Origin of the sequence: Rhodococcus sp. MALMAid1271 (assembly GCF_049195265.1) — a bacterium.
Classification (GTDB): Bacteria; Actinomycetota; Actinomycetes; order Mycobacteriales; family Mycobacteriaceae; genus Rhodococcoides.
This window is the reverse complement of the sequence record NZ_JBMIRQ010000120.1, coordinates 123,213-143,135: the sequence shown is the minus strand read 5'-3', so window position 1 is coordinate 143,135 and position 19,923 is coordinate 123,213. Positions and strand designations below refer to the sequence as shown.

At 65.8% G+C, this 19,923-nt stretch carries 19 protein-coding genes; 16 read left to right on the top strand and 3 right to left on the bottom strand.

Translation table 11 applies throughout. From position 1 onward, the window contains the following. Positions 1 to 146: 146 nt before the first annotated feature. From rplM to glmM, 3 genes are all read left to right on the top strand, one after another. Complete coding sequence (gene rplM / locus ACOQFP_RS23585) at positions 147 to 590, top strand: 50S ribosomal protein L13 (RefSeq protein WP_027496344.1); 444 nt, start codon at positions 147 to 149, stop codon at positions 588 to 590. Continuing rightward, positions 587 to 1,114: a 30S ribosomal protein S9 gene (gene rpsI / locus ACOQFP_RS23580; protein ID WP_206491839.1), complete on the top strand. Its 528-nt coding sequence runs from the start codon at positions 587 to 589 to the stop codon at positions 1,112 to 1,114. The genes rplM and rpsI overlap by 4 nt, the downstream gene beginning before the upstream one ends. Before the next feature lie 107 nt (positions 1,115 to 1,221). Next, positions 1,222 to 2,577, top strand: coding sequence for a phosphoglucosamine mutase (gene glmM, locus ACOQFP_RS23575; protein WP_421585722.1), 1,356 nt, complete (start codon positions 1,222 to 1,224; stop codon positions 2,575 to 2,577). A 4-nt stretch (positions 2,578 to 2,581) separates the two neighbouring features. Here glmM and ACOQFP_RS23570 read toward each other — a convergent pair whose 3' ends face one another. Further along, the gene (locus tag ACOQFP_RS23570) at positions 2,582 to 3,622 is read right to left on the bottom strand and encodes an LLM class F420-dependent oxidoreductase (RefSeq protein ID WP_206491834.1); all 1,041 of its coding nucleotides are present in this window, start codon (positions 3,620 to 3,622) and stop codon (positions 2,582 to 2,584) included. Positions 3,623 to 3,770: 148 nt separating this feature from the next. On the opposite strand from ACOQFP_RS23570, the gene ACOQFP_RS23565 reads away from it, so the two are divergent. Genes ACOQFP_RS23565 through ACOQFP_RS23555 form a run of 3 tightly spaced genes read left to right on the top strand, consistent with a single transcriptional unit; the run spans position 3,771 to position 6,255 of the window. Further along, a complete protein-coding gene (locus ACOQFP_RS23565; RefSeq protein ID WP_421585721.1) occupies positions 3,771 to 4,076 on the top strand; it encodes a hypothetical protein in 306 nt (101 codons plus the stop codon). After that, positions 4,073 to 5,989 carry a hypothetical protein gene (locus ACOQFP_RS23560; RefSeq protein WP_421585720.1) on the top strand — a complete coding sequence of 639 codons (1,917 nt, stop codon included), beginning with the start codon at positions 4,073 to 4,075 and terminating at the stop codon, positions 5,987 to 5,989. The genes ACOQFP_RS23565 and ACOQFP_RS23560 overlap by 4 nt, the downstream gene beginning before the upstream one ends. Further along, positions 5,986 to 6,255 carry a hypothetical protein gene (locus ACOQFP_RS23555; protein WP_421585719.1) on the top strand — a complete coding sequence of 90 codons (270 nt, stop codon included), beginning with the start codon at positions 5,986 to 5,988 and terminating at the stop codon, positions 6,253 to 6,255. The genes ACOQFP_RS23560 and ACOQFP_RS23555 overlap by 4 nt, the downstream gene beginning before the upstream one ends. Positions 6,256 to 6,265: 10 nt before the next feature. Here the strand turns inward: ACOQFP_RS23555 and ACOQFP_RS23550 are convergent, their stop codons facing one another. Beyond that, positions 6,266 to 7,126 carry a chlorophyllase/cutinase-like alpha/beta fold protein gene (locus ACOQFP_RS23550; RefSeq protein WP_421585718.1) on the bottom strand — a complete coding sequence of 287 codons (861 nt, stop codon included), beginning with the start codon at positions 7,124 to 7,126 and terminating at the stop codon, positions 6,266 to 6,268. A 100-nt stretch (positions 7,127 to 7,226) separates the two neighbouring features. On the opposite strand from ACOQFP_RS23550, the gene glmS reads away from it, so the two are divergent. From glmS to tsaD, 8 genes are all read left to right on the top strand, one after another. Then, entirely contained in the window at positions 7,227 to 9,089 is a 1,863-nt protein-coding gene (gene glmS, locus ACOQFP_RS23545; RefSeq protein WP_206491825.1) for a glutamine--fructose-6-phosphate transaminase (isomerizing), read from the top strand. A 79-nt stretch (positions 9,090 to 9,168) separates the two neighbouring features. Continuing rightward, on the top strand, positions 9,169 to 10,611 hold the full coding sequence (locus ACOQFP_RS23540; protein WP_421585765.1) for an NAD(P)H-hydrate dehydratase: 1,443 nt from the start codon (positions 9,169 to 9,171) through the stop codon (positions 10,609 to 10,611). 89 nt (positions 10,612 to 10,700) lie between these two features. After that, a complete protein-coding gene (gene alr / locus ACOQFP_RS23535; protein ID WP_421585717.1) occupies positions 10,701 to 11,873 on the top strand; it encodes an alanine racemase in 1,173 nt (390 codons plus the stop codon). Positions 11,874 to 11,876: 3 nt separating this feature from the next. Then, on the top strand, positions 11,877 to 12,896 hold the full coding sequence (locus tag ACOQFP_RS23530; RefSeq protein WP_421585716.1) for an alpha/beta fold hydrolase: 1,020 nt from the start codon (positions 11,877 to 11,879) through the stop codon (positions 12,894 to 12,896). Further along, positions 12,889 to 13,383 carry a tRNA (adenosine(37)-N6)-threonylcarbamoyltransferase complex ATPase subunit type 1 TsaE gene (tsaE, locus tag ACOQFP_RS23525; protein ID WP_206491821.1) on the top strand — a complete coding sequence of 165 codons (495 nt, stop codon included), beginning with the start codon at positions 12,889 to 12,891 and terminating at the stop codon, positions 13,381 to 13,383. The genes ACOQFP_RS23530 and tsaE overlap by 8 nt, the downstream gene beginning before the upstream one ends. Before the next feature lie 101 nt (positions 13,384 to 13,484). After that, entirely contained in the window at positions 13,485 to 14,159 is a 675-nt protein-coding gene (gene tsaB, locus ACOQFP_RS23520; RefSeq protein ID WP_341244216.1) for a tRNA (adenosine(37)-N6)-threonylcarbamoyltransferase complex dimerization subunit type 1 TsaB, read from the top strand. Further along, a complete protein-coding gene (gene rimI, locus ACOQFP_RS23515) occupies positions 14,156 to 14,647 on the top strand; it encodes a ribosomal protein S18-alanine N-acetyltransferase (protein ID WP_341244215.1) in 492 nt (163 codons plus the stop codon). The genes tsaB and rimI overlap by 4 nt, the downstream gene beginning before the upstream one ends. Beyond that, the gene (gene tsaD, locus ACOQFP_RS23510; RefSeq protein WP_206491814.1) at positions 14,644 to 15,681 is read left to right on the top strand and encodes a tRNA (adenosine(37)-N6)-threonylcarbamoyltransferase complex transferase subunit TsaD; all 1,038 of its coding nucleotides are present in this window, start codon (positions 14,644 to 14,646) and stop codon (positions 15,679 to 15,681) included. Before rimI ends, tsaD begins: the two co-directional genes overlap by 4 nt. Here the strand turns inward: tsaD and ACOQFP_RS23505 are convergent. Then, on the bottom strand, positions 15,666 to 17,318 hold the full coding sequence (locus ACOQFP_RS23505; protein ID WP_421585715.1) for an Hsp70 family protein: 1,653 nt from the start codon (positions 17,316 to 17,318) through the stop codon (positions 15,666 to 15,668). The genes tsaD and ACOQFP_RS23505 overlap by 16 nt on opposite strands. 530 nt (positions 17,319 to 17,848) lie before the next feature. Here ACOQFP_RS23505 and groES point away from each other — a divergent pair. Both groES and groL read left to right on the top strand, forming a co-directional pair. Continuing rightward, the gene (gene groES, locus ACOQFP_RS23500; protein WP_008718149.1) at positions 17,849 to 18,148 is read left to right on the top strand and encodes a co-chaperone GroES; all 300 of its coding nucleotides are present in this window, start codon (positions 17,849 to 17,851) and stop codon (positions 18,146 to 18,148) included. Positions 18,149 to 18,245: 97 nt separating this feature from the next. After that, positions 18,246 to 19,859 carry a chaperonin GroEL gene (groL, locus tag ACOQFP_RS23495; protein ID WP_206491810.1) on the top strand — a complete coding sequence of 538 codons (1,614 nt, stop codon included), beginning with the start codon at positions 18,246 to 18,248 and terminating at the stop codon, positions 19,857 to 19,859. Positions 19,860 to 19,923: the final 64 nt, after the last annotated feature.

Here is a 19,923-nt window from a genome sequence, read left to right as displayed (position 1 = left end):
ACTCCCGGTATCGTCTCCCGTTGGCGTGTATGGGCTCGCCGCGCATTGTCGATGCGTATCGAGCTCTTGTCCTCGGGTCTCAACTGGCCGCCGAGGGCACTCACTCGTCTTGGCCAGCAGCGACATCATGAAGACAGGAATTTTCTGTGTCTACTTACGCCCCGAAGGCCGGGGACACCACCCGGACGTGGCATGTGATCGACGCCACGGACGTCGTGCTCGGACGCCTCGCCGTCCAGGCTGCGACTCTGCTCCGTGGCAAGCACAAGCCCACCTACGCACCCAACGTCGACGGTGGCGACTTCGTCGTCATCATCAATGCCGAGAAGGTTGCCATCAGTGGCAACAAGCTCGACGGCAAGTTCCATCACCACCACTCCGGCCATCCGGGCGGTCTGAAGTCGCGCTCGACTCGCCAGGTGCTCGAGAACAACCCCGATCGTCTCGTGGAGAAGGCCGTCGTCGGCATGATCCCCAAGAACAAGCTCGGTAATGCCATCGCGAGCAAGCTGAAGGTCTACGCGGGTCCGAACCACCCGCACGCCGCTCAGCAGCCCGTACCGTTCGAGATCAAGCAGGTGTCCCAGTGACGGCGCCGGAGGGAAATGACGTGACGTCGCAGGAGAACATCGAAGAGATCGCCGCCGACGAGTTCGTGGCAGTCGAAGAGCCCGAGGTGACCTCGGACATCGAGGCTGCTGCCGCGGCTCCGGCTCCGATCGTGTTCGATCGCCCGATCCAGACCGTCGGTCGTCGTAAGGAAGCTGTCGCTCGCGTCCGGCTGTCCTCGGGTGGCGGCGGCTTCAAGCTCAACGGTCGCACCCTGGAGGACTACTTCCCCAACAAGGTGCACCAGCAGCTCATCAAGGCTCCGCTGGTGCTCGTCGACCGCGCAGAGTCCTTCGAGATCACCGCACTGCTGCATGGTGGCGGACCGTCGGGACAGGCAGGCGCGTTGCGTCTGGCCATCTCGCGAGCCCTCATCGAGGTCACGCCCGATGATCGCCCGGCACTCAAGGCTGCCGGCTACCTCACGCGTGACGCTCGTGCAGTCGAGCGCAAGAAGTACGGCCTGAAGAAGGCCCGTAAGGCGTCGCAGTACTCCAAGCGCTGACGCGTCTTACCCGTTTCATCCTCGAGGGCAGGCATCCAGCAGTATCGGACGCCTGCCCTCGAGCCGTTTCTCACGACTTTCTCTCCGCTCGAAGGAGTTCTTGGTTCATGGCGCGATTGTTCGGTACCGACGGGGTTCGGGGACTCGCAGGCGGGGTTCTGACTGCAGAACTGGCGATGAAGATCGCGCGAGCCGCAGCCAGCGTATTGGCACCGAACACCGACGCAGGCAGGTGCGTGGCAGTGGTCGGCCGAGATCCGCGCATCAGTGGTGCGATGCTCGGTGCCGCGGTATCGGCCGGTCTCACTGCCTCGGGTGTCGACGTGATCGACGTCGGTGTGCTGCCCACGCCCGCGGTCGCATACCTGACAGCCGAATACGGTGCGGCACTCGGTGTGATGATCTCTGCATCCCACAACGCGATGCCCGACAACGGGATCAAGATCTTTGCCGCAGGTGGCCACAAACTCGACGACGACGTGGAAGACCGAATAGAGGCGGCCCTCGATTCGACTGGCCCCTCCCGCGGAGACGGGCTCCCGCTCGACGTCACCGGTGCCTCGATCGGCCGTATCGAACTCGCGCAGGACGCGGGAGGCCGCTACACCGAGCATCTCGTGGCCTCGGTCTCCCATCGACTCGACGGCCTGCGCGTCGTGGTGGACTGCTCGCACGGTGCCGCCTCCGTCGTCGGACCGGAGATCTATCGACGGGCCGGTGCCACGGTCGTAGCGATCAATGCCGAGCCCGATGGCATCAACATCAACGACGGGTGCGGTTCGACGCACCTCGAGGGGTTGCAGAAGGCCGTCGTGGAGCACGGAGCCGACCTCGGCATCGCGCACGACGGAGATGCCGATCGATGCCTCGCCGTCGACGCATCGGGTGCAGTGGTGGACGGGGACGCGATCATGGCGGTGCTGGCCATCGCGATGCGCGATGCGGGTCAGTTGACCGACAACACGTTGGTCGCCACGGTCATGAGCAATCTCGGGCTCCACATCGCGATGCGTGAGGCTCGAATCACGCTGCGTACCACCGCCGTCGGGGACCGATATGTGCTCGAGGAATTGCGTCGCGGGGGATTCGCGCTCGGCGGTGAGCAGAGCGGGCACCTCGTGCTTCCCGCGGTCGGAACTACGGGCGACGGAATCGCGACCGCGTTGCGGCTGATGGAACGGATTGCGCAGACCGGACGTACTCTCGCCGATCTCGCGTCGGTGATGCGGACTTTGCCGCAGGTGCTGATCAACGTGCGCGTATCGGACAAGGCAGCCGTGGCATCGGCTCCGTCCGTCTCCGACGCGGTGGCCGTGGCCGAGCGTGAGCTCGGGGAGACGGGTCGAGTCCTGTTGCGTCCCAGCGGTACCGAACAGTTGGTGCGAGTGATGGTCGAAGCGTCCGAACTCGACCTGGCGACCCGGCTCGCCGAGGAGCTGGCGGGCCGGGTCGCGTCGGTCTGATCTTTCAGTCGGTGAGTTCGCGCAGTGCAGTCAGCTGCGCGACGCGGCCCGCGGTGTTCTCGGCCAGCGGCGCGACATTGAGCGTGGTGACTCCCGCTTCGGCGAACGCGGCGACCCGCTCCTTGACGTAGCTTTCCGGCCCGATGAGATTGACCGAGCGGGCGAGCTCGTCGGGGACGGCGGCTGCAGCTTCTTCCTTCTTGCCGGCAAGGTAGAGGTCCTGGATCTTCGCGGCCTCGGCCTCGTAGCCGTACCGCTGAGCCAGCGAATTGTAGAAGTTCTTCCCCTTGGCTCCCATGCCGCCGATGTAGAGCGCCAGATGCGGCTTGACCCAGGGAAGGTACTTCTCCGCATCCTCGCCGATGGCCAGGGTGGGGCTTGCGAACACCTCGAGTTCGCCCAGTGAAGGATCACGCTTGGCCTTGCCTGCCTCGAGGGAATCGCCCCACACGTCGGCAGCTTTCTCGGGGAAGTAGAAGATGGGCTGCCAGCCTTCGGCGATCTCGGCGGTGAGCTCGACGTTCTTGGGGCCCAGAGCAGCAATCACAACCGGAATACGATCGCGCACAGGGTGATTGATCAGCTTGAGGGGCTTGCCGAGCCCGGTGCCTCGGTCGGCGGGCAGCGGAATCTGGTAGTACTTGCCCTGATGTTGCACCTTTTCGCGTCGCCAGACCTGCCTGCAGATCTCGATGACCTCACGGGTTCTCGCGATGGGTGCGTCGTACTTGACCCCATGGAAGCCTTCGACCACCTGCGGTCCCGAGGCCCCCAGCCCGAGGACGAATCGACCCTCCGAGACGTAGTCGAGCCCCGCCGCGGTCATGGCGGTCAATGACGGTGTCCTGGTGTAGATCTGGAAGATGCCCGACGCGATCTTGATGGTGCTCGTCTTGGCTGCGAGGAATCCCAGTTGGCTGACGGCGTCGAACGAGTAGGCCTCGGGCACGAAGATGATGTCGAGACCTGCCTTCTCGAGCTCGGCGACCTCGGCAACGGTCTCGTTGAAACCACCGCTGTAATTCAGCATCGTTCCGATGTGCATGGGACTCCTCGGTCGTTGAGCAGCTGGTGAAGCTACTTCAGGTACCTGTTACTGACATTTCACATCGGGACGTTACCGCTCCGTGCGGAACCGATGTGCGTCGGCGCACGTCATAGTCGGAAAGGGGCACGTGAAGGGGGCGGGACGTATGAGCGATGGATTCGTGGTGGACGTGGTCCGCGTCAGAGGAGTTGCGGATGCCCTGGCGGCATCGGCCGATGTCCTCGGCGGCGCTGCAGACAGCGTGGCCGATCCAGGCTTCGGTGCGGCGGGGGCCGGGCGGAACTACCGCGATCTCGGAGCCGCCTACACTCGGGCTCACCTGGGGCTCGGCCGCGCAGTCGGGGCGTGGAAATCCTCGGTCGACGACATTTCCGACGCCCTCACCGCGTCGATGAACGAGTACGAAAGCCAGGACGAGGCCACCGTCCGGGCGATCGAGTTTCCTCGATGACGCCTCCACGCGACTCGCTGACGCCGGGCTCGTCGGTCGAGGACATTCTCGACGCGCACGCGACCGGTCTGCTGCATTTCGAGCGCTTCCTGCCTCTGGTCGGTCGAGTGCCCGGTAGGGGCGGTTGCCCGGAGTACGAGCAGGTGTGTGCGAGATACGACGAGCAACGGGGCCTGAACCTGGCGGCGCTAGATGCCGATGCAGACGCGGTCGAGGCGATGTCTGCAGTACTCGCCGAACAACTCGAAGAACACATTCAATTGCGCCGAGTTCTGAGGTTGCGATGGCACGGCGACGCAGGCGATGCCGTGCAGAGCTACCTCGCAGCGGAGCAGCAGACCGCGGCGGACTTTCTCCTTGCGATCGAGGATTCCCATCAAACGATGTGCGCCGCCGTCGACGTTCTCCGCGAGGCTGTCACCGATAAGGCGGAACTGGTCGGAGGTCTGGATATCGAGACTGTCGACGGTAAGAACGCCGATCAGATCGACGCGATTTTGCTGGCGTCCGGAATCGAATGCCTTCCGGTCGATCGGGAGTCGGTGTTCCCCCGCTTGGGTTCGGCATTCCCCGACCTCGCCGAGCGAGCGGGCAGCCCCGATCTCTCCGACGAGTTCGCGGCCGAGGTGGCGGCGCGTTGTCGGAGCTGGATCGACACCGAGTTCGTGCCACGGATGAAGGGCACGTGCGACGCCGTCATGCATGCCTGCAGCTGCACCGATACCGCCGTGCGCGACTGTCTGGCGTTGGTCGTGAAGGCGCTGGACAGCGTGCACGAGCCCTCGTTCGCCGAGCTGGACGACCGGGGTTGGACGATCACCCCCGGTGTAGTGGCACCAGCCGATCCATGGCCGGTGTTCGACGGGCCTGCGTCGCCCCCGGCAATACCTGCGGGATCTGCGGCACCGGAACCAGCGGGGCCGACGACGACAGGGTCGGCGAACGACCCCGCCACAGTCGGCGGTGGCGGCGGTGGCGGCGCGGAACCCGGCGCACTGTTCGACGGGGCGGTGCCCGGTGCCGCGCTCGGCCATGCACTGGACGGGTTGGTGGATCGGGTGGTGACCGAGATCGTCGGGCGGGTCGAGGACGCCTTGGATACCGAGGGCCCTGACAACAGTGCCGACCGCGATAACAGTGCCGACCGCGAGCCCAGCGGCAGTGCAGACCGCGCCCGTACCGAGGGTCCATCGGCAGCTGGTCCTCGGGAGGCGGACGGCGGGGCGTCGATGCCGGACGGCATCTCCGGTGCTGGATCGCCGTCGCCGCCTGGAGCTGCCGACGCGGATGAGCGCGGCCATCTCGAAGCGGAGCTCGATGGCCATCGGGCCCGTATCGCGCTCGAGCACGATGGTGCGGTCTCGCTGGAACTCGACACCCCGGGGCTCGGGATTCGCTCGTTCGAGCTACGAATTGGTCCGTTGGGACTGCCCGAGGTCGTCGAGGTTCCCGGCAGTGAGGCGAACTCACAGCAGGCTGCGGCGGCCGAACCAGTACCGGCCCCCGAAACTACCGACCCGATGCCCCCGGACCCGGTAGCGCCGGGCCCGGTAGCGCCGCAACCGATGGCCCCGGACCCGATATCTCGGGACCACATGGTGCCGGAACCAGCGCCGACGGAACCAGCGCCGACGGAACCAGTGCCGACCGAACCAGCGCCGACGGAATCGGGTCTCGGCGATGTCTCGTCCGATCCGGGGGAGGACGCGCAGGAGCAGTGCCGGACCGAGCCGGGCGGGGATGCCCCGCCCATCGGTGAGGACTCGGCTGGCGCACCTGCCGTGGATGAACCGCTCGCGGCGGCACATTCGGTATCGGCGGATCGCCCTGCATCCGACGATCAGCCCCACCTCGATGGACCGCAGCCCGGGCCGGGCACCGGTGCCGGCCTGAGCGAGGCGGGGGCACTGTGAGCTCGGACGGCTGGTGGCGGCGAGAGCTGCATCGGATACGCGACGAACATCGACGGGGGCTGGCGGATGCAGCCGAGGTGATTCGTCGGGCCCGAACTCCCACCGCTGTTCGAGACCACCTCGACTCGGACATCGCGATCAGTCCCGATCACGACATCGATCCCCATCGCGGTTCGGTACTGCAGCCCGCTCATCTGGATCGTCGAGAGCCGTCATCGCATGTCGAGACCGAACCCGAACAGCGGCCCCGATCGTGGTTGGTCTGAAGGCCGGCGTTCAGCCGCGTCCGAGCAGAGCCTTGATCGACGCAGAGGCCTTCGGCTTGGGCTGCGCGTCGAGCGGTGAGTGTGGATCGACAGCCCTGGTGCCGTCGATCTCGCCGGTCGATCCGGCCAGCTCCTCGTAGTCGGAGTCACCGGTCAGGTGGAACAGCAGGAACGCGGTCAGTACGGCTCGGGTGCGCTGCTGGGTCTTGCGATCGGGTTTGTTGATGCCGAGGGCACCGAGAATCCGCCGACCCTCGACGAATCCATCCGCTGACGAGCCGTCCACCCGTCGCAGGACGGGGTTTCCGGGCCAGGCCTGGGCAAGTGCGAGCGAGTTGTCGGTGAGCGAATCCGCGTTCGAGTTGTCGCCGACGACGAGCCCGGGCACGGTCAGACCGGCTGCGGCGTGCTCGGACGAGGGGGCAGTCGGTGCCGGGAACAGTGCTGCGACGGCTTTGATGTCGGACCGGGTCGAGGCGGCGAGGACAGCGGCTCCGGCACCCATCGCGTGACCGGCTGTGGCGAGTTTCTCCGGATGCACGCTGATGTTGCCCGGCCCGAGCCGCACTCCGGTCATGATGTCGAGCACAGTGCCCAGGTCGGTGGCGAGGCCCCGGTGCGAGGGAACGATCCCGCGCTCGGAATCAGGTGCTGCAACGACGATGCCCCAGGACGCCAAGTGCTTCAAGGTGTCGGTGTAATGGCCAGGTCGGAGCATCCAGCCGTGCGCGAAGGCCACGCCGGGCAGGCCGAAGCCCTCGGCCGGGGTGTAGACGACGCCGGGTTGCCCGGCCAAGGCCAGGTTGCCTCGGAGTACCTTGTGCGGGCCGCGCTTGGAGAGAGCAGATGCCAGCTTCTTGGGTTTCGCCACGAGAGATGACGGTACCGAACCTTGGCTCGTGGCGGGCACACCGGACACGTTCACCTGAGCGAATGGGTCGTGCGGGTCGTGCCGAGTACCCTCAATCACCATGTGCGGAATCGTGGGTTACGTCGGCCACCGCCCAGCTCTGGGTGTGGTGGTCGAAGCGCTTCGGCGTATGGAATATCGGGGCTACGACTCGGCGGGGATCGCGATACTCGATGGTGCGGGCGCAAGCGCGATCGAGCGTAAGGCGGGTCGGCTGGCGAATTTGGAAGCCGAGCTCGACGACGTCGGCACCGACAAGTTCGTGGGCACCACCGGGATGGGCCACACTCGGTGGGCGACTCACGGACGGCCGACCGACCGCAATGCCCATCCACATCGTGATGCGTCGGGCACGGTCGCAGTGGTGCACAACGGCATCATCGAGAACTTTGCTCCGCTGCGCGCCGAGCTCGAAGCGGTAGGGGTGGAGTTCCTCTCCGATACCGACACCGAGGTCGCGGTGCACCTGGTCGCTCGCGCCTACGCAGACGGCCCGACCGCAGGCGACTTCGTTGCCAGCGCGAAAGCAGTACTGCGGCGACTCGAAGGTGCTTTCACCCTGGTGTTCACCCATTCCGATCATGCGGACACGATCGTCGCGGCGCGCCGCTCCACGCCGCTGGTGCTCGGTGTCGGCGACGGCGAGATGTTCCTCGGATCCGATGTCGCTGCGTTCATCGAGCACACCCGCGATGCCGTCGAACTCGGCCAGGATCAGGTCGTCGTCATCACCGCCGACGGATACGACATCAGTGACTTCGAAGGAAACGAAGTACAGGGGCGTCCGTTCCGCATCGACTGGGATTTGGCAGCTGCCGAGAAGGGCGGCCACGACTACTTCATGCTCAAGGAGATCCAGGAGCAGCCTGCCGCAGTGGCGGACACGCTGCTCGGGCATTTCGCCAACGGTCGAATCGTGCTCGACGAGCAGCGCCTGTCCGATCAGGAACTGCGCGACGTGGACAAGGTGTTCGTCGTGGCCTGCGGCAGTGCGTACCACTCGGGTCTGCTCGCCAAGTACGCCATCGAGCACTGGACCAGGCTCCCGGTCGAGGTCGAACTGGCCAGCGAATTCCGCTATCGCGATCCGGTCCTGGATCGATCGACCCTGGTGGTCGCCATTTCGCAGTCCGGCGAAACCGCGGACACGCTCGAAGCCGTGCGGCATGCCAAGGATCAGAAGGCGCGCGTTCTCGCGGTCTGCAACACCAACGGCTCGCAGATTCCTCGCGAGGCCGACGCTGTTCTGTACACCCGGGCGGGTCCGGAGATCGGCGTGGCCTCCACCAAGGCATTTCTCGCTCAGGTGACTGCCAATTATCTGGTCGGTCTGGCGTTGGCCCAGGCACGCGGCACCAAGTACCCCGACGAGGTCGCCCGCGAGTTCGCCGAACTCGAAGCCATGCCGGAGTTGGTGCAGCGGGTTCTCGAAACGGTGGAACCGGTGCGAGCGCTCGCGCGTGAATTGTCGACGGCCACGACAATTCTGTTCCTCGGCCGCCACGTGGGGTACCCGGTTGCGCTCGAAGGCGCGCTCAAGCTCAAGGAACTCGCGTACATGCACGCGGAGGGCTTTGCGGCGGGCGAGCTCAAGCACGGACCCATCGCGCTCATCGAGGACGGTGTGCCGGTGATCATCGTGATGCCGTCACCGAAGGGTCGCGCGGTGTTGCATTCGAAGATGCTGAGCAACATTCGCGAGATTCAGGCCCGTGGTGCGTGGACGGTCGTCATCGCCGAGGAAGGCGACGAGGCCGTCCGGCCTTTCGCGGACAATCTGATCGAGATTCCGGCCGCATCCACGTTGTTGCAGCCGCTGTTGTCGACGATCCCGTTGCAGGTGTTCGCCGCCGAGGTCGCGCAGGCGCGTGGCTACGACGTGGACAAGCCGCGAAATCTGGCCAAGTCCGTCACCGTCGAGTAGTAGTCGACCTGCCGGCGGCGGCACCCCGGTCGTCTCGGGACGTAAGGGTGCAGCGGTGTTGCAACGAGAGGACGTGAACATGCGTGGCTACTACACACCCGAGCAGATTCGGAACGCGGAAGCGCCGCTGCTGAAGTCGTTGCCGAACGGTGTGCTGATGCGCCGCGCTGCGTACGGTGTGGCGACGATCGTGGCCCGCGAGCTGGCCGAGCGCACGGGTGGCGTCGCCGGTCGACGAGTGACGATTCTGGTGGGCACGGGCGACAACGGCGGCGACGGTCTGTGGGCCGGGGCGTTTCTGCGTCGGCGTGGCGTGTCGGTGTCTGCGCTGCTACTCGACCCGGCGAGGGCACATGCCGCGGGGCTGGAGGCGTTACGCGCGTCGGGCGGACGAGTGGTGAGCCGGTGCGGACCGGCCGATATCGTCATCGACGCCATCGTGGGAATTTCGGGAAAGGGCCCGCTGCGACCCGACGCCGCTGCGGTTCTCGGGCAGGTCACCGCACCGATCGTGGCTGTCGATGTACCCAGCGGAGTCGATCCCGAGACCGGTGCGGCGCCGGGGCCTGCCGTGACGGCCGATGTGACGGTGACGTTCGGTGCCCGCAAACCGGTGCACGTCCTCGCCGTGCCTCGTTGTGGCCGCATCGATCTGGTCGATATCGGACTGGAGCTCCCGGCTCCGGCGATGACATCGTTCGAGCCGGCCGAGGTCGGGCGAATCTGGCCTGTTCCTACTGCCTCGGACGACAAGTACTCGCAGGGTGTCGTAGGTGTCCTCGCGGGCAGTGCGGAGTTCGCCGGTGCGGCGCTGCTGTGTGTCGGAGCCGCTGTCTCGGCGACCTCCGGCATGGTCCGTTACGTGGGCAGTGCAGGTAACGACGTTGTCTCGCACCATCCTGAGGTCGTCGTCGCCCCGGATCTCGAGGCGGCCGGGAGAGTGCAGGCGTGGGCGGTCGGCCCTGGCTTCGGAACCGGCGAGGATTCGGCAGAGATCGTGCGGACCGTGTTGGAGACAGATCTACCGGTGGTCGTCGATGCGGACGCGCTGACGATTCTCGCTCGCAACGAAAGTTGGGTCGCCGGGCGCACTGCACCGACTCTGCTGACCCCGCACGCAGGAGAATTCGCCCGTCTGACCGGAGCGGACCCCGGTCCCGACCGCGTGGGTGCTGTGCGTGATCTCGCCTCCCGGTGGGGTGTGACCGTGCTGCTCAAGGGGCGCGCAACGATCATCGCCGATCCGGACGGCACCACCGTGGTGAGCGACGCGGGTGGATCGGCCGCTTCGACGGCAGGGTCCGGTGATGTGCTGTCGGGCATTGTCGGATCCTTGCTGGCATCGGGAATGGCACCGTCGACGGCGGCGGCCTGTGGGGCGCGAGTTCACGCATTGGCCGCAGCGCGCGCTGCGCAGGGGTCAGGGGGAGAACTCGCGGCACCGGTGTCGGCGAGTCGTTTGTGCGCGGCCATCCCGGAGGCGATTCGTATCGTGCGCTCACTCACAGTGGGGTCCGGATAGTTTCTGCGTCGCTCGAGAGACCGAGTGTGTCATGTGTCGTGCCACCCTGGTCCGTCGTACGCGTGGCTCGGGTGGCACTATCGAACGTTGTGACTACCGGCTGCAGCATTGCGAGAACCGATTCGGGCGCGGTGGCGTCGATCGGTCTCGATGCGGTGGCCCACAACGTTCGCGTATTGCAGCAGTTCGCCGGACATGCCTCCGTGATGGCGGTCGTGAAGGCCGACGGATACAACCACGGCGGCGTCGAGGTGGCGCGTGCTGCGGTCGCGGCGGGCGCGCAGGAACTCGGCGTCACAACCATCGGCGAGGCCCTCGAACTGCGCGCAGCGGGGATCGACGTGCCGGTGCTGACGTGGTTGCACCGTGTGGATTCGGATTTCGCTGCTGCCATCACCGAGCGGGTGGGAATCGGCGTATCCACTTCGCGGCAACTCGACGCAGTGGTGGATGCAGCGGAGCGTGTCGGGGATACCGCCGACGTCTCGCTCAAGATCGATACAGGTTTGAACCGCAACGGGGTCGCGGAGGCAGATCTCGATGCCGTGCTCGATACGACGGCAGCGGCCGTCGCGTCGGGCAGTGTGCGGTTGACCGGAATGTTCTCGCACTTGGCCTGCGCCGATGAACCCGATCACCCGGCCAACGATGCTCAGGCCGAGCGTCTCCGCGATGCGGTCGCTCGCGCCACCAGGCGCGGAACGCCTCCGGCGGTTGTGCACCTGTCCAACTCGGCAGCCACCCTGACCCGGCCCGATCTCGGTTTCGACATGGTCCGTCCGGGTATCGCTCTGTACGGTTTGTCGCCCGTGCCGTCGTTGGGAATGTTCGGCTTGCGGCCGGTGATGACCCTGTCGGCGCAGGTTGTGAACATCAAGGCGGTGAGCGAAGGTGAATCGGTGTCGTACGGCTATACCTGGACCGCGCCGACCGACACCGTGGTCGCCCTCGTCGCGCTCGGATACGCCGACGGCGTCGTCCGGAGCCTCAGTGGTCGGTTCGAGGTGACGATCGCAGGTCGGCGCTATCCCTCGGTGGGACGAGTATGTATGGACCAGTTCGTCGTCGACCTCGGCGGTGACGGCTCGGGTGTCGCGCTCGGCGACGAGGCGTTATTGTTCGGCACAGGGGACAGGGGCGAGGCGAACGCTCAGGATTGGGCAGACGCGCTCGACACGATCAGCTACGAAGTCGTCACCGGCATTCGTGGACGTGTTCGACGACGGTTCGTCGACGCGCGCTCAGGGGAGGCGACACATTAGATCATGCTCGGATTTCTGGAAAGTATTTCAATCGTAGTGCGCGAGACGGTGTTTCGGTCCAACAAGGATCCACTGGCAACCGAGAATCTCGACCTCATGGATGCCGACCGCGGCAGCATCGTCACCGCGGACGACGGTGTGCCACTGGCGATTCGCGAGGTCGGCCCGTCGGATGCAGATCTGACCGTCGTCTTCGTGCACGGCTACTGCCTGCGCACCTCCTCGTGGCATTTTCAGCGCCGCGGGCTCGAACAGCAGTGGGGCGGGACGGTGCGCATGGTGTTCTACGACCAGCGCGGGCACGGACGCTCGGGTGTGCCCACCCCGGAGAGCTGCACTATCGGCCAGCTCGGTCTCGATCTAGACGCGGTGATCCGCGCGGTGGTACCCGAGGGACGCATCATCCTGGTGGGACACTCGATGGGCGGGATGTCGATACTGTCCATGGCACGGCAACGAGCGGATGTGCTGCGTCAGCGAGTGATCGGGGCGGTGCTGATCTCGACGACCGCAGCGGGTCTGGCTCGGTCCGGAGTGGGTCGGAGTTTGCAGAACCCGGCGGTCGACGCATTTCGGCTCGCGGTCCGTACGTCGCCGGGTCTCGTGCAATTCGGGCGTGGCGCGGTGCGCGCGCTCATCTCACCTGTGCTGCGCGCGGCCTCCTACGGCACCAGGGTCTCGCCTCGATTGGTGGAGTTCTCCCAATCGATGATCGACGACACCTCCGTCGTCACCATCGTCAACTTTCTCGAGACGCTCGAGCTGCACGACGAATCGGAGGCGCTGGCGGAATTCGAGAACATTCCGGTGGCGGTGGTGTGCGGCGACGAGGACTGGATCATTCCGTTCAGTAGTTCGCAGGCACTGGCCGAGTCCTTGCCGCGATCGGAGATGGTGCGTGTTCGCCAGGGTGGGCACCTGGTCCAGCTCGAATTTCCGGATCAGGTCAACGCCGCGATCGTGCGTCTGGTGGCTCGGGCGGTCGAGGCCGCAGGCAAGAAACGCCGGTGGGGCATTGTCTGAGGAGTCACTGACCTTGCCGGTGGAAGCCGACTTGGCCACCGCCGCAGAGACCGCCGAGTTCGGTGCGCGACTGGCGAACGTTCTGGTTGCGGGAGATCTGGTGATTCTCGACGGTCCGTTGGGTGCCGGTAAGACCGCCATGACCAAAGGCATCGCGGCGGGCCTCGGTGTGCAGGGGCGCGTGACCTCGCCCACCTTCGTCATTGCCCGTGAGCATCGGCCCGGGCCGAGGCCTCGTGGATTGCCGCCGGTGGCACTGGTGCACGTGGACGCTTATCGGCTCGGCCTGACGGGACAGTCCGCCCTCGACGAGCTCGATGCTCTCGATCTCGACACCGATCTCACCGATGCGATCGTCGTCGTCGAATGGGGCGAGGGGCTGGTGGAGAAACTCGCGGAGCGGCACGTGTCGGTCCGGTTGACGCGAGACCCGGATTCCGAGATCCGACGCGTGGTGGCGAGCCGAGTGGAATCTGTCGTCACGTAGGCGATGGTCGACGCGACCGACGATGTCACCGCCGCATTCCAACGGATCCATGCGCCACGGGAGTGACTCTGCTCGTCGGTGGGCGGGTACCCTGAAACCTCGTGCTGGTACTTGCCGTCGATACGTCGACTCCCGCCGTCACCGCAGGTGTGGTGCGCTTGACCGAGTCCGCCGACTCCGATGCCGCAGTGACGACTGTGGCCATGCGGGTTCGGGTGGACGCAAGGTCGCATGCGGAGATTCTGACCCCCAACATTCTCGAGTGCCTCACCGAATCCGGTATCACTGCTGCCGACCTCGATGCCGTTGTCGTCGGTGTCGGGCCCGGCCCGTACACCGGGTTGCGGGTGGGAATGGCGACGGCGGCGGCGTTCGGTGACGCGCTCGGTGCGCCGGTCTACGGCGTCTGCAGCCTCGATGCCATCGCTGCAGATGTCGCCGAACCTGGCTGCCTGCTGGTGGTGACCGATGCGCGTCGACGCGAAATCTATTGGGCACGTTACGAAGCCGGCGTTCGGGTGGGCGGCCCCGATGTCATTGCTCCGGCGGAGTTGGAGTACGGCGGAGTCGATGCGGTCGCCGGGTCCGCCCCGCATGCGGCGGCGTTCGGGCTTGCTGTTCGCGACGTGCAGGCACCGTCTCCGGCGGGTCTGGTCGCGGTCGCCGCCGCTGATGTCGAGGGCCGGGCAGTCCCGGGTCCGCTCGTTCCGCTGTACCTCCGCCGCCCCGACGCCAAGACGCTCGACGAGCGGGCGGCAGCGAAGGCACGGCAGTGACAGCATCCATCGAGCCGATGACGGTGCAGGACGCCCCGCGTTGTGCGTATCTCGAGACGGTGCTGTTCGAGGGCGACAGTCCATGGCCCGAGGATGCGTTCATCGCGGAACTGGCTGCGCCGCACAATCATTACGTCACGGCACGCGAGAACGGCGAGGTGGTCGGCTACGCCGGGGTTGCGTTGCTCGGGCAGCCCACCCGCGGCGCGTTCGCCGTCGGTGAGGCCGAGGTGCACACCATCGGCGTGGACCCGAATCATCACCGCAGAGGGATCGGGGGGCAATTGCTCGGGGAACTGCTTCGGGTGGCGGACGAACACGGTGGCCCGGTCTTTCTCGAGGTCCGCACCGACAACGAACCTGCCATCGAGTTGTACCGACGCGAGGGGTTCGAGATCGTGGGTACCAGGGCCAAGTACTACCAGCCGAGCGGAGCCGATGCCTTCACCATGCGTCGGCCGGAGAACACGGAAGGATCATCCCGATGATCGTCTTGGGTATCGAAAGTTCCTGCGACGAAACGGGAGTCGGAATCGTTCGGTGGGCCGATGCGGGTCACTGCGAGCTGTTGGCCGACGAGGTCGCATCGAGCGTCGACGAGCATGCGCGCTACGGCGGGGTGGTGCCGGAGGTCGCATCACGGGCACACCTCGAGGCCATCGTGCCGACCATGCGGCGGGCGCTGGCGGCCGCCGATATCGAGCGCCCCGATGCCGTCGCGGTGACGATCGGTCCCGGGTTGGCCGGGGCATTGTTGGTCGGAGTTGCCGCAGCCAAGGCGTATGCCGCCGCGTGGGGAGTGCCGTTCTATGCGGTCAATCACCTCGGTGGTCACGTTGCGGTCGACACGCTCGAACACGGTCCGATGCCGTCGTGCGTGGCGCTGTTGGTCTCCGGTGGGCACACTCATCTGCTGCACGTCGATGATTTGTCACGACCGATCGTCGAGCTCGGGACTACCGTCGACGACGCCGCCGGGGAGGCGTTCGACAAAGTCGCGCGATTGCTCGGATTGGGTTATCCCGGCGGGCCGGCTCTGGATGCGGCTGCGCGCGAGGGTGATCCGGCCGCGATTGCGTTTCCGCGCGGTATGACCGGACCGCGGGATGCGCGCTACGACTTCTCGTTCTCCGGAGTCAAGACCGCCGTGGCTCGGTTCGTCGAGGCCAGGCAACGCGCCGGTGATCCGATTCCCGTTGCGGACATCGCGGCGTCGTTCCAGGAGTCCGTCGCCGATGTGTTGACGATGAAAGCGGTCCGAGCGGCAACCGATGTCGATGTCGATACGATCGTTCTGGGTGGAGGTGCCACTGCCAACTCGCGGATTCGATCGTTGATCGAAAGTCGTTGTGCTGAGCAGGGTTTGACTCTGAGAATTCCGAAGCCGCGATTGTGTACCGATAACGGCGTCATGATCGCGGCCCTGGGCGCTCATCTCGTTGCGGGCGGCGCCGAGCCGTCCGCTCTCACCGCGGTGACCGATCCGGGGCTGTCGGTGGCGACCAGTCAGGTGCCTGGCTGACTGCCTCGGGTGGTGGAGCCGGAGGGTGTGCTCGGCGTCGATGATTCCGAGGTGCGCGGCTCGCTCGTCTGCGGTGACGCCTCGGGCGTCGTCACCGGAGGAGACCACACGGTCGGTGGCGGAGTCAGTTCCGGCGTCGATTCCGACGCACTCGCGTCGGTGGTCGGCACGACGATCGATTCCGTCGGCACCTCGGTGTACTCATCGGTGGCCTCGGGTGTGTTTTCCGGCGTCGGCTCCGGGCTGACCGGGCTCGACTGGCTCGGTTCGGTGGCGTCGGTCGTGTCCGAGGGGTCGGCCGGAGCGGTGGTGATCGTAGGCCGAGGTCGGGTCGATTCCTCGCTGGTGGCTTCCAGGGACGTGCGTTCCGGTGCGGAGTCGACCGGCCATTCGATCGACGGCAGATCGGGGCCAGGACGCAGCGTCGGGGTCGTGGTGAGAGGTGCCGACGTGGTCGGCGTCGCCGAGAATTCCGAGGAGTCGATCGTGGTTGCGCTCGGACCGGGACGCTCGCCGGGGGTGCTGCCGGGTGTCGTCCGACCGTCGAGTGACGAATCCTGCGCGACCGGTCCGCCGTTGTCCGATCGAGCCGCTGATTGGGCGGCGCTTCCGGCAGGCGAGACATTGGGATCATCGGCCGGATTCATCGTCTGCACGCCGTAGGCGAGAACCAGACCGCCTGCGACGACGGCTGCGGCGATCGCACCGGCGTATCGGCTCACCTTTCCAGTGGCGTTCCGGGCTGCCGTCACCAGTTGGTACTCGCCGCAGACGGAAGATGCGGCAACGGTGGCTGCGCCGATGGCGAGAACGGCGTCGGGTTCGGGGAGTCGAATCACCGGAACGCGGAACTTCGCGGTGAGCGTTGCGGCGAGCAGAGGTATGTGTGCGCCGCCACCGATCGACACGATCGCCTCGGGCTCACGGGCACTGTTGTCGAACACCTCGCGCACGTACTGAGCGGCGGTGTCGAAGATCGGGGAGGCAGCGGCGTCGAACGCGTCCCGGGTCACGGTCAGCGGTACCCCGCTGTACCGCTCTATCCGGACCTCGTCCACGCGGGAGAGCTGCTCCTTGATCGACCGGTACCGGGCCGAGCCGATTCCGCGGTCGTCGCGGATATCGTCTCGGAGGTTGTCGCGGGTCATGTCCTGGACGAGATTTTTGACCAGCGCGTTCAGTGCGTTGCCGTGGACGGTCTCCGAGCGGCCGTGGGAGAGCACTGTGCCGGTGGCTCGGTCGGTCACGGTGACCGACAGGCCCGATGCTCCGAGATCCACCAGGGAGATCGTGGCGTATCGGTCGATCAGACCGGTGGTCGTCAGGTGTGCTGTCGCGGCCGCAGATTCGGGAACCAGTCGAACGTCCCGGGTGGTGTGCGCGAGCGCGGCTCGGATACCTGCAGCGTGCTCCTCGGTACGGTAGGTCACGGCTATGGCGTCGGGTTCTCGGTGCCCGGGAATGAGCGAGGCCATGAGTTCGATGGCGGAAACGACCAGATCGCCCATGTCGGTATTGGCTTGGCGATCGGCCGAGACCGTGCGGTAGTCGACCTCGCGGCTGCCGTCGCTGTCGACGGAGACGAGAGCGGCGCACACGACCTCGGAGCCGGTGGAGATGCCCACGCCAATTCTCATCGTGAACCTCCCACCCTGTATATGCGCTGAATCGACTGCTTCAGGTGCCTTGTCGCGGCACAGTTGTCGATCGTTATCGTTCGGACAGCTCCGTTATCGTAACGTTACTTCCAGCGTCGATGCGAGTCCGCGGCTTCGTTCGGTTGCTTGTCTTGCGGAATATCGAGATGTTCTACCTGGGGTTTCGGTGCAATTTCGGGTCCTCGAAAAAAACAAGAAAAAGGCGTCTGCTTTCGGCGATTCGGCTCCGAATCAGCACATCGCCTCCCGCGGCTGCCATGGAAATTCCGTGCGTTGTCCTCGACTCGGAATCGTTCGAGCGGGCCTCGATCCGAACCTGGCGAACCCAGCCCTTGAGTGCTGGCACTCTCGTGTATAGAGTGCTAGTTGGCACCGAGCGAAGTCCCGGCACCCGCGACGACGGGAACGAGTTCGTGCCGTGTTTGTCAGGACCGTACGAGAAGTACCTACACACAGCTGCCCGGGGATCCGACCTCGGGCGCGTACCCCATAACTTTGGAGGGCTCAACGTGGCGAGCGTGAAAATCAAGCCGCTCGAGGACAAGATCCTCGTCCAGGCCAACGAGGCCGAGACGACGACCGCCTCCGGTCTGGTCATCCCCGACACAGCCAAGGAGAAGCCCCAGGAGGGCACCGTCGTCGCCGTGGGCGAAGGCCGGGTCACCGAAAAGGGCAACCGCATTCCGGTCGACGTCAAAGAAGGTGACACCGTCATCTACAGCAAGTACGGCGGCACCGAGATCAAGTACGCCGGCGAGGAGTACCTGATTCTGTCGGCACGCGACGTGCTGGCAGTCATCGCCAAGTAGGCCACAACGCATCCCGCCCCGGTAGCCGATCTCGTGTCGGTCCCGGGGCGGTGTGCGTTCGATCGAGTTTCTTTACTCGAAGGAGTAACACCGAAACATGGCAAAGCAAATTCAGTTCAACGAGGAAGCTCGCCGAGCACTCGAACGCGGCGTCGACAAGCTGGCCGACGCAGTCAAGGTCACGCTCGGACCGCGTGGACGCCACGTCGTCCTGTCGAAGGCCTTCGGTGGTCCCACGATCACCAACGACGGTGTATCCATCGCTCGTGAGATCGACCTGGAAGATCCGTTCGAGAACCTCGGAGCGCAGCTGGTCAAGAGTGTCGCCACCAAGACCAACGACGTCGCAGGCGACGGAACCACCACCGCGACGGTTCTCGCGCAGGCGCTCGTGCGCGGGGGTCTGAAGAACATCGCAGCGGGTGCAAACCCGATCGCGCTCGGATCGGGCATCTCCAAGGCCGCCGACAAGGTTGCCGAGGCACTGCTCGCGGCCGCCACCCCAGTCGAGGGCAAGCAGGCCATCGCCCAGGTTGCCACTGTGTCCTCCCGTGACCCCGAGATCGGCGAGCTCGTCGGCGAGGCCCTCACCCGTGTCGGTGCAGACGGCGTCGTCACCGTCGAGGAGTCCTCGACTCTGCACACCGAACTCTCGGTCACCGAGGGCGTGCAGTTCGACAAGGGCTACCTCTCGCCGTACTTCGTCACCGACGTCGATACGCAAGAGGCCGTCCTCGAGGACGCGTACATCCTGCTCTACCGCGAGAAGATCACCTCGCTTCCCGACTTCCTTCCGCTGTTGGAGAAGGTTGCCGAGAGCGGTAAGCCGTTGCTCATCATCGCCGAGGACACCGAAGGCGAGGTGCTCTCGACGTTGGTCGTCAACTCCATCCGCAAGACGATCAAGGCCGTCGCCGTCAAGGCACCGTTCTTCGGAGATCGCCGCAAGGCGTTCCTCGATGACCTTGCGGTTGTGACGGCCGGTCAGGTCATCACCGCCGATGTCGGTCTCAGTCTGAAGGAAGCAGGCCTCGAGCTGCTCGGACGCGCCCGCCGCGTGGTCGTCACCAAGGACGAGACGACCATCGTCGACGGAGCCGGCACCCAGGACGACATCGATGCGCGTGTGGGGCAACTCCGCCGCGAGATCGACAACACCGACTCCGAGTGGGATCGCGAGAAGCTCGAAGAGCGACTGGCGAAGCTCTCGGGCGGTATCGCTGTCATCAAGGTCGGTGCCGCCACCGAGACCGAGCTCAAGGAACGCAAGTTCCGCGTCGACGATGCTGTCGCAGCGGCCAAGGCCGCCATCGAAGAGGGCATCGTTCCCGGCGGTGGTTCGGCTCTGACCCAGGCAGCGCTGGCTCTGGCCGACGATCTCGGACTGACCGGAGACGAGGCCACCGGAGTGGGCGTCGTGCGCACGGCACTCAACGCTCCGCTGTTCTGGATCGCCTCCAACGCGGGCATCGACGGTTCGGTTGTCGTCAACAAGGTTGCCGAGCTGTCGAAGGGTCACGGATTCAATGCTGCGACTCTGACGTACGGCGACCTGCTGGCCGACGGCGTCGTCGATCCGGTGAAGGTGACGCGCTCCGCAGTGGTCAACGCGGCATCTGTGGCGCGCATGATCCTGACGACGGAGAGCGCGATCGTGGAGAAGCCGGAAGAGGATCCCGAGCCTGCGGCCGGACACGGACACGCTCACTGACCGTTCGGTGACAAGGGAGAAGCCCCCAACCCGCCCAGGGTTGGGGGCTTCTTTCTTTTGTCTG

Coding starts and splice junctions, on each gene's coding strand:
- glmS (WP_206491825.1), top strand. CDS start 7,227: ATGTGCGGAATCGTGGGTTACGTCGGCCACCGCCCAGCTCTGGGTGTG.
- ACOQFP_RS23505 (WP_421585715.1), bottom strand. CDS start 17,318: ATGAGAATTGGCGTGGGCATCTCCACCGGCTCCGAGGTCGTGTGCGCC.
- groL (WP_206491810.1), top strand. CDS start 18,246: ATGGCAAAGCAAATTCAGTTCAACGAGGAAGCTCGCCGAGCACTCGAA.
- ACOQFP_RS23570 (WP_206491834.1), bottom strand. CDS start 3,622: ATGCACATCGGAACGATGCTGAATTACAGCGGTGGTTTCAACGAGACC.
- ACOQFP_RS23540 (WP_421585765.1), top strand. CDS start 9,169: ATGCGTGGCTACTACACACCCGAGCAGATTCGGAACGCGGAAGCGCCG.
- ACOQFP_RS23530 (WP_421585716.1), top strand. CDS start 11,877: ATGCTCGGATTTCTGGAAAGTATTTCAATCGTAGTGCGCGAGACGGTG.
- ACOQFP_RS23565 (WP_421585721.1), top strand. CDS start 3,771: ATGAGCGATGGATTCGTGGTGGACGTGGTCCGCGTCAGAGGAGTTGCG.
- glmM (WP_421585722.1), top strand. CDS start 1,222: ATGGCGCGATTGTTCGGTACCGACGGGGTTCGGGGACTCGCAGGCGGG.
- tsaD (WP_206491814.1), top strand. CDS start 14,644: ATGATCGTCTTGGGTATCGAAAGTTCCTGCGACGAAACGGGAGTCGGA.
- ACOQFP_RS23560 (WP_421585720.1), top strand. CDS start 4,073: ATGACGCCTCCACGCGACTCGCTGACGCCGGGCTCGTCGGTCGAGGAC.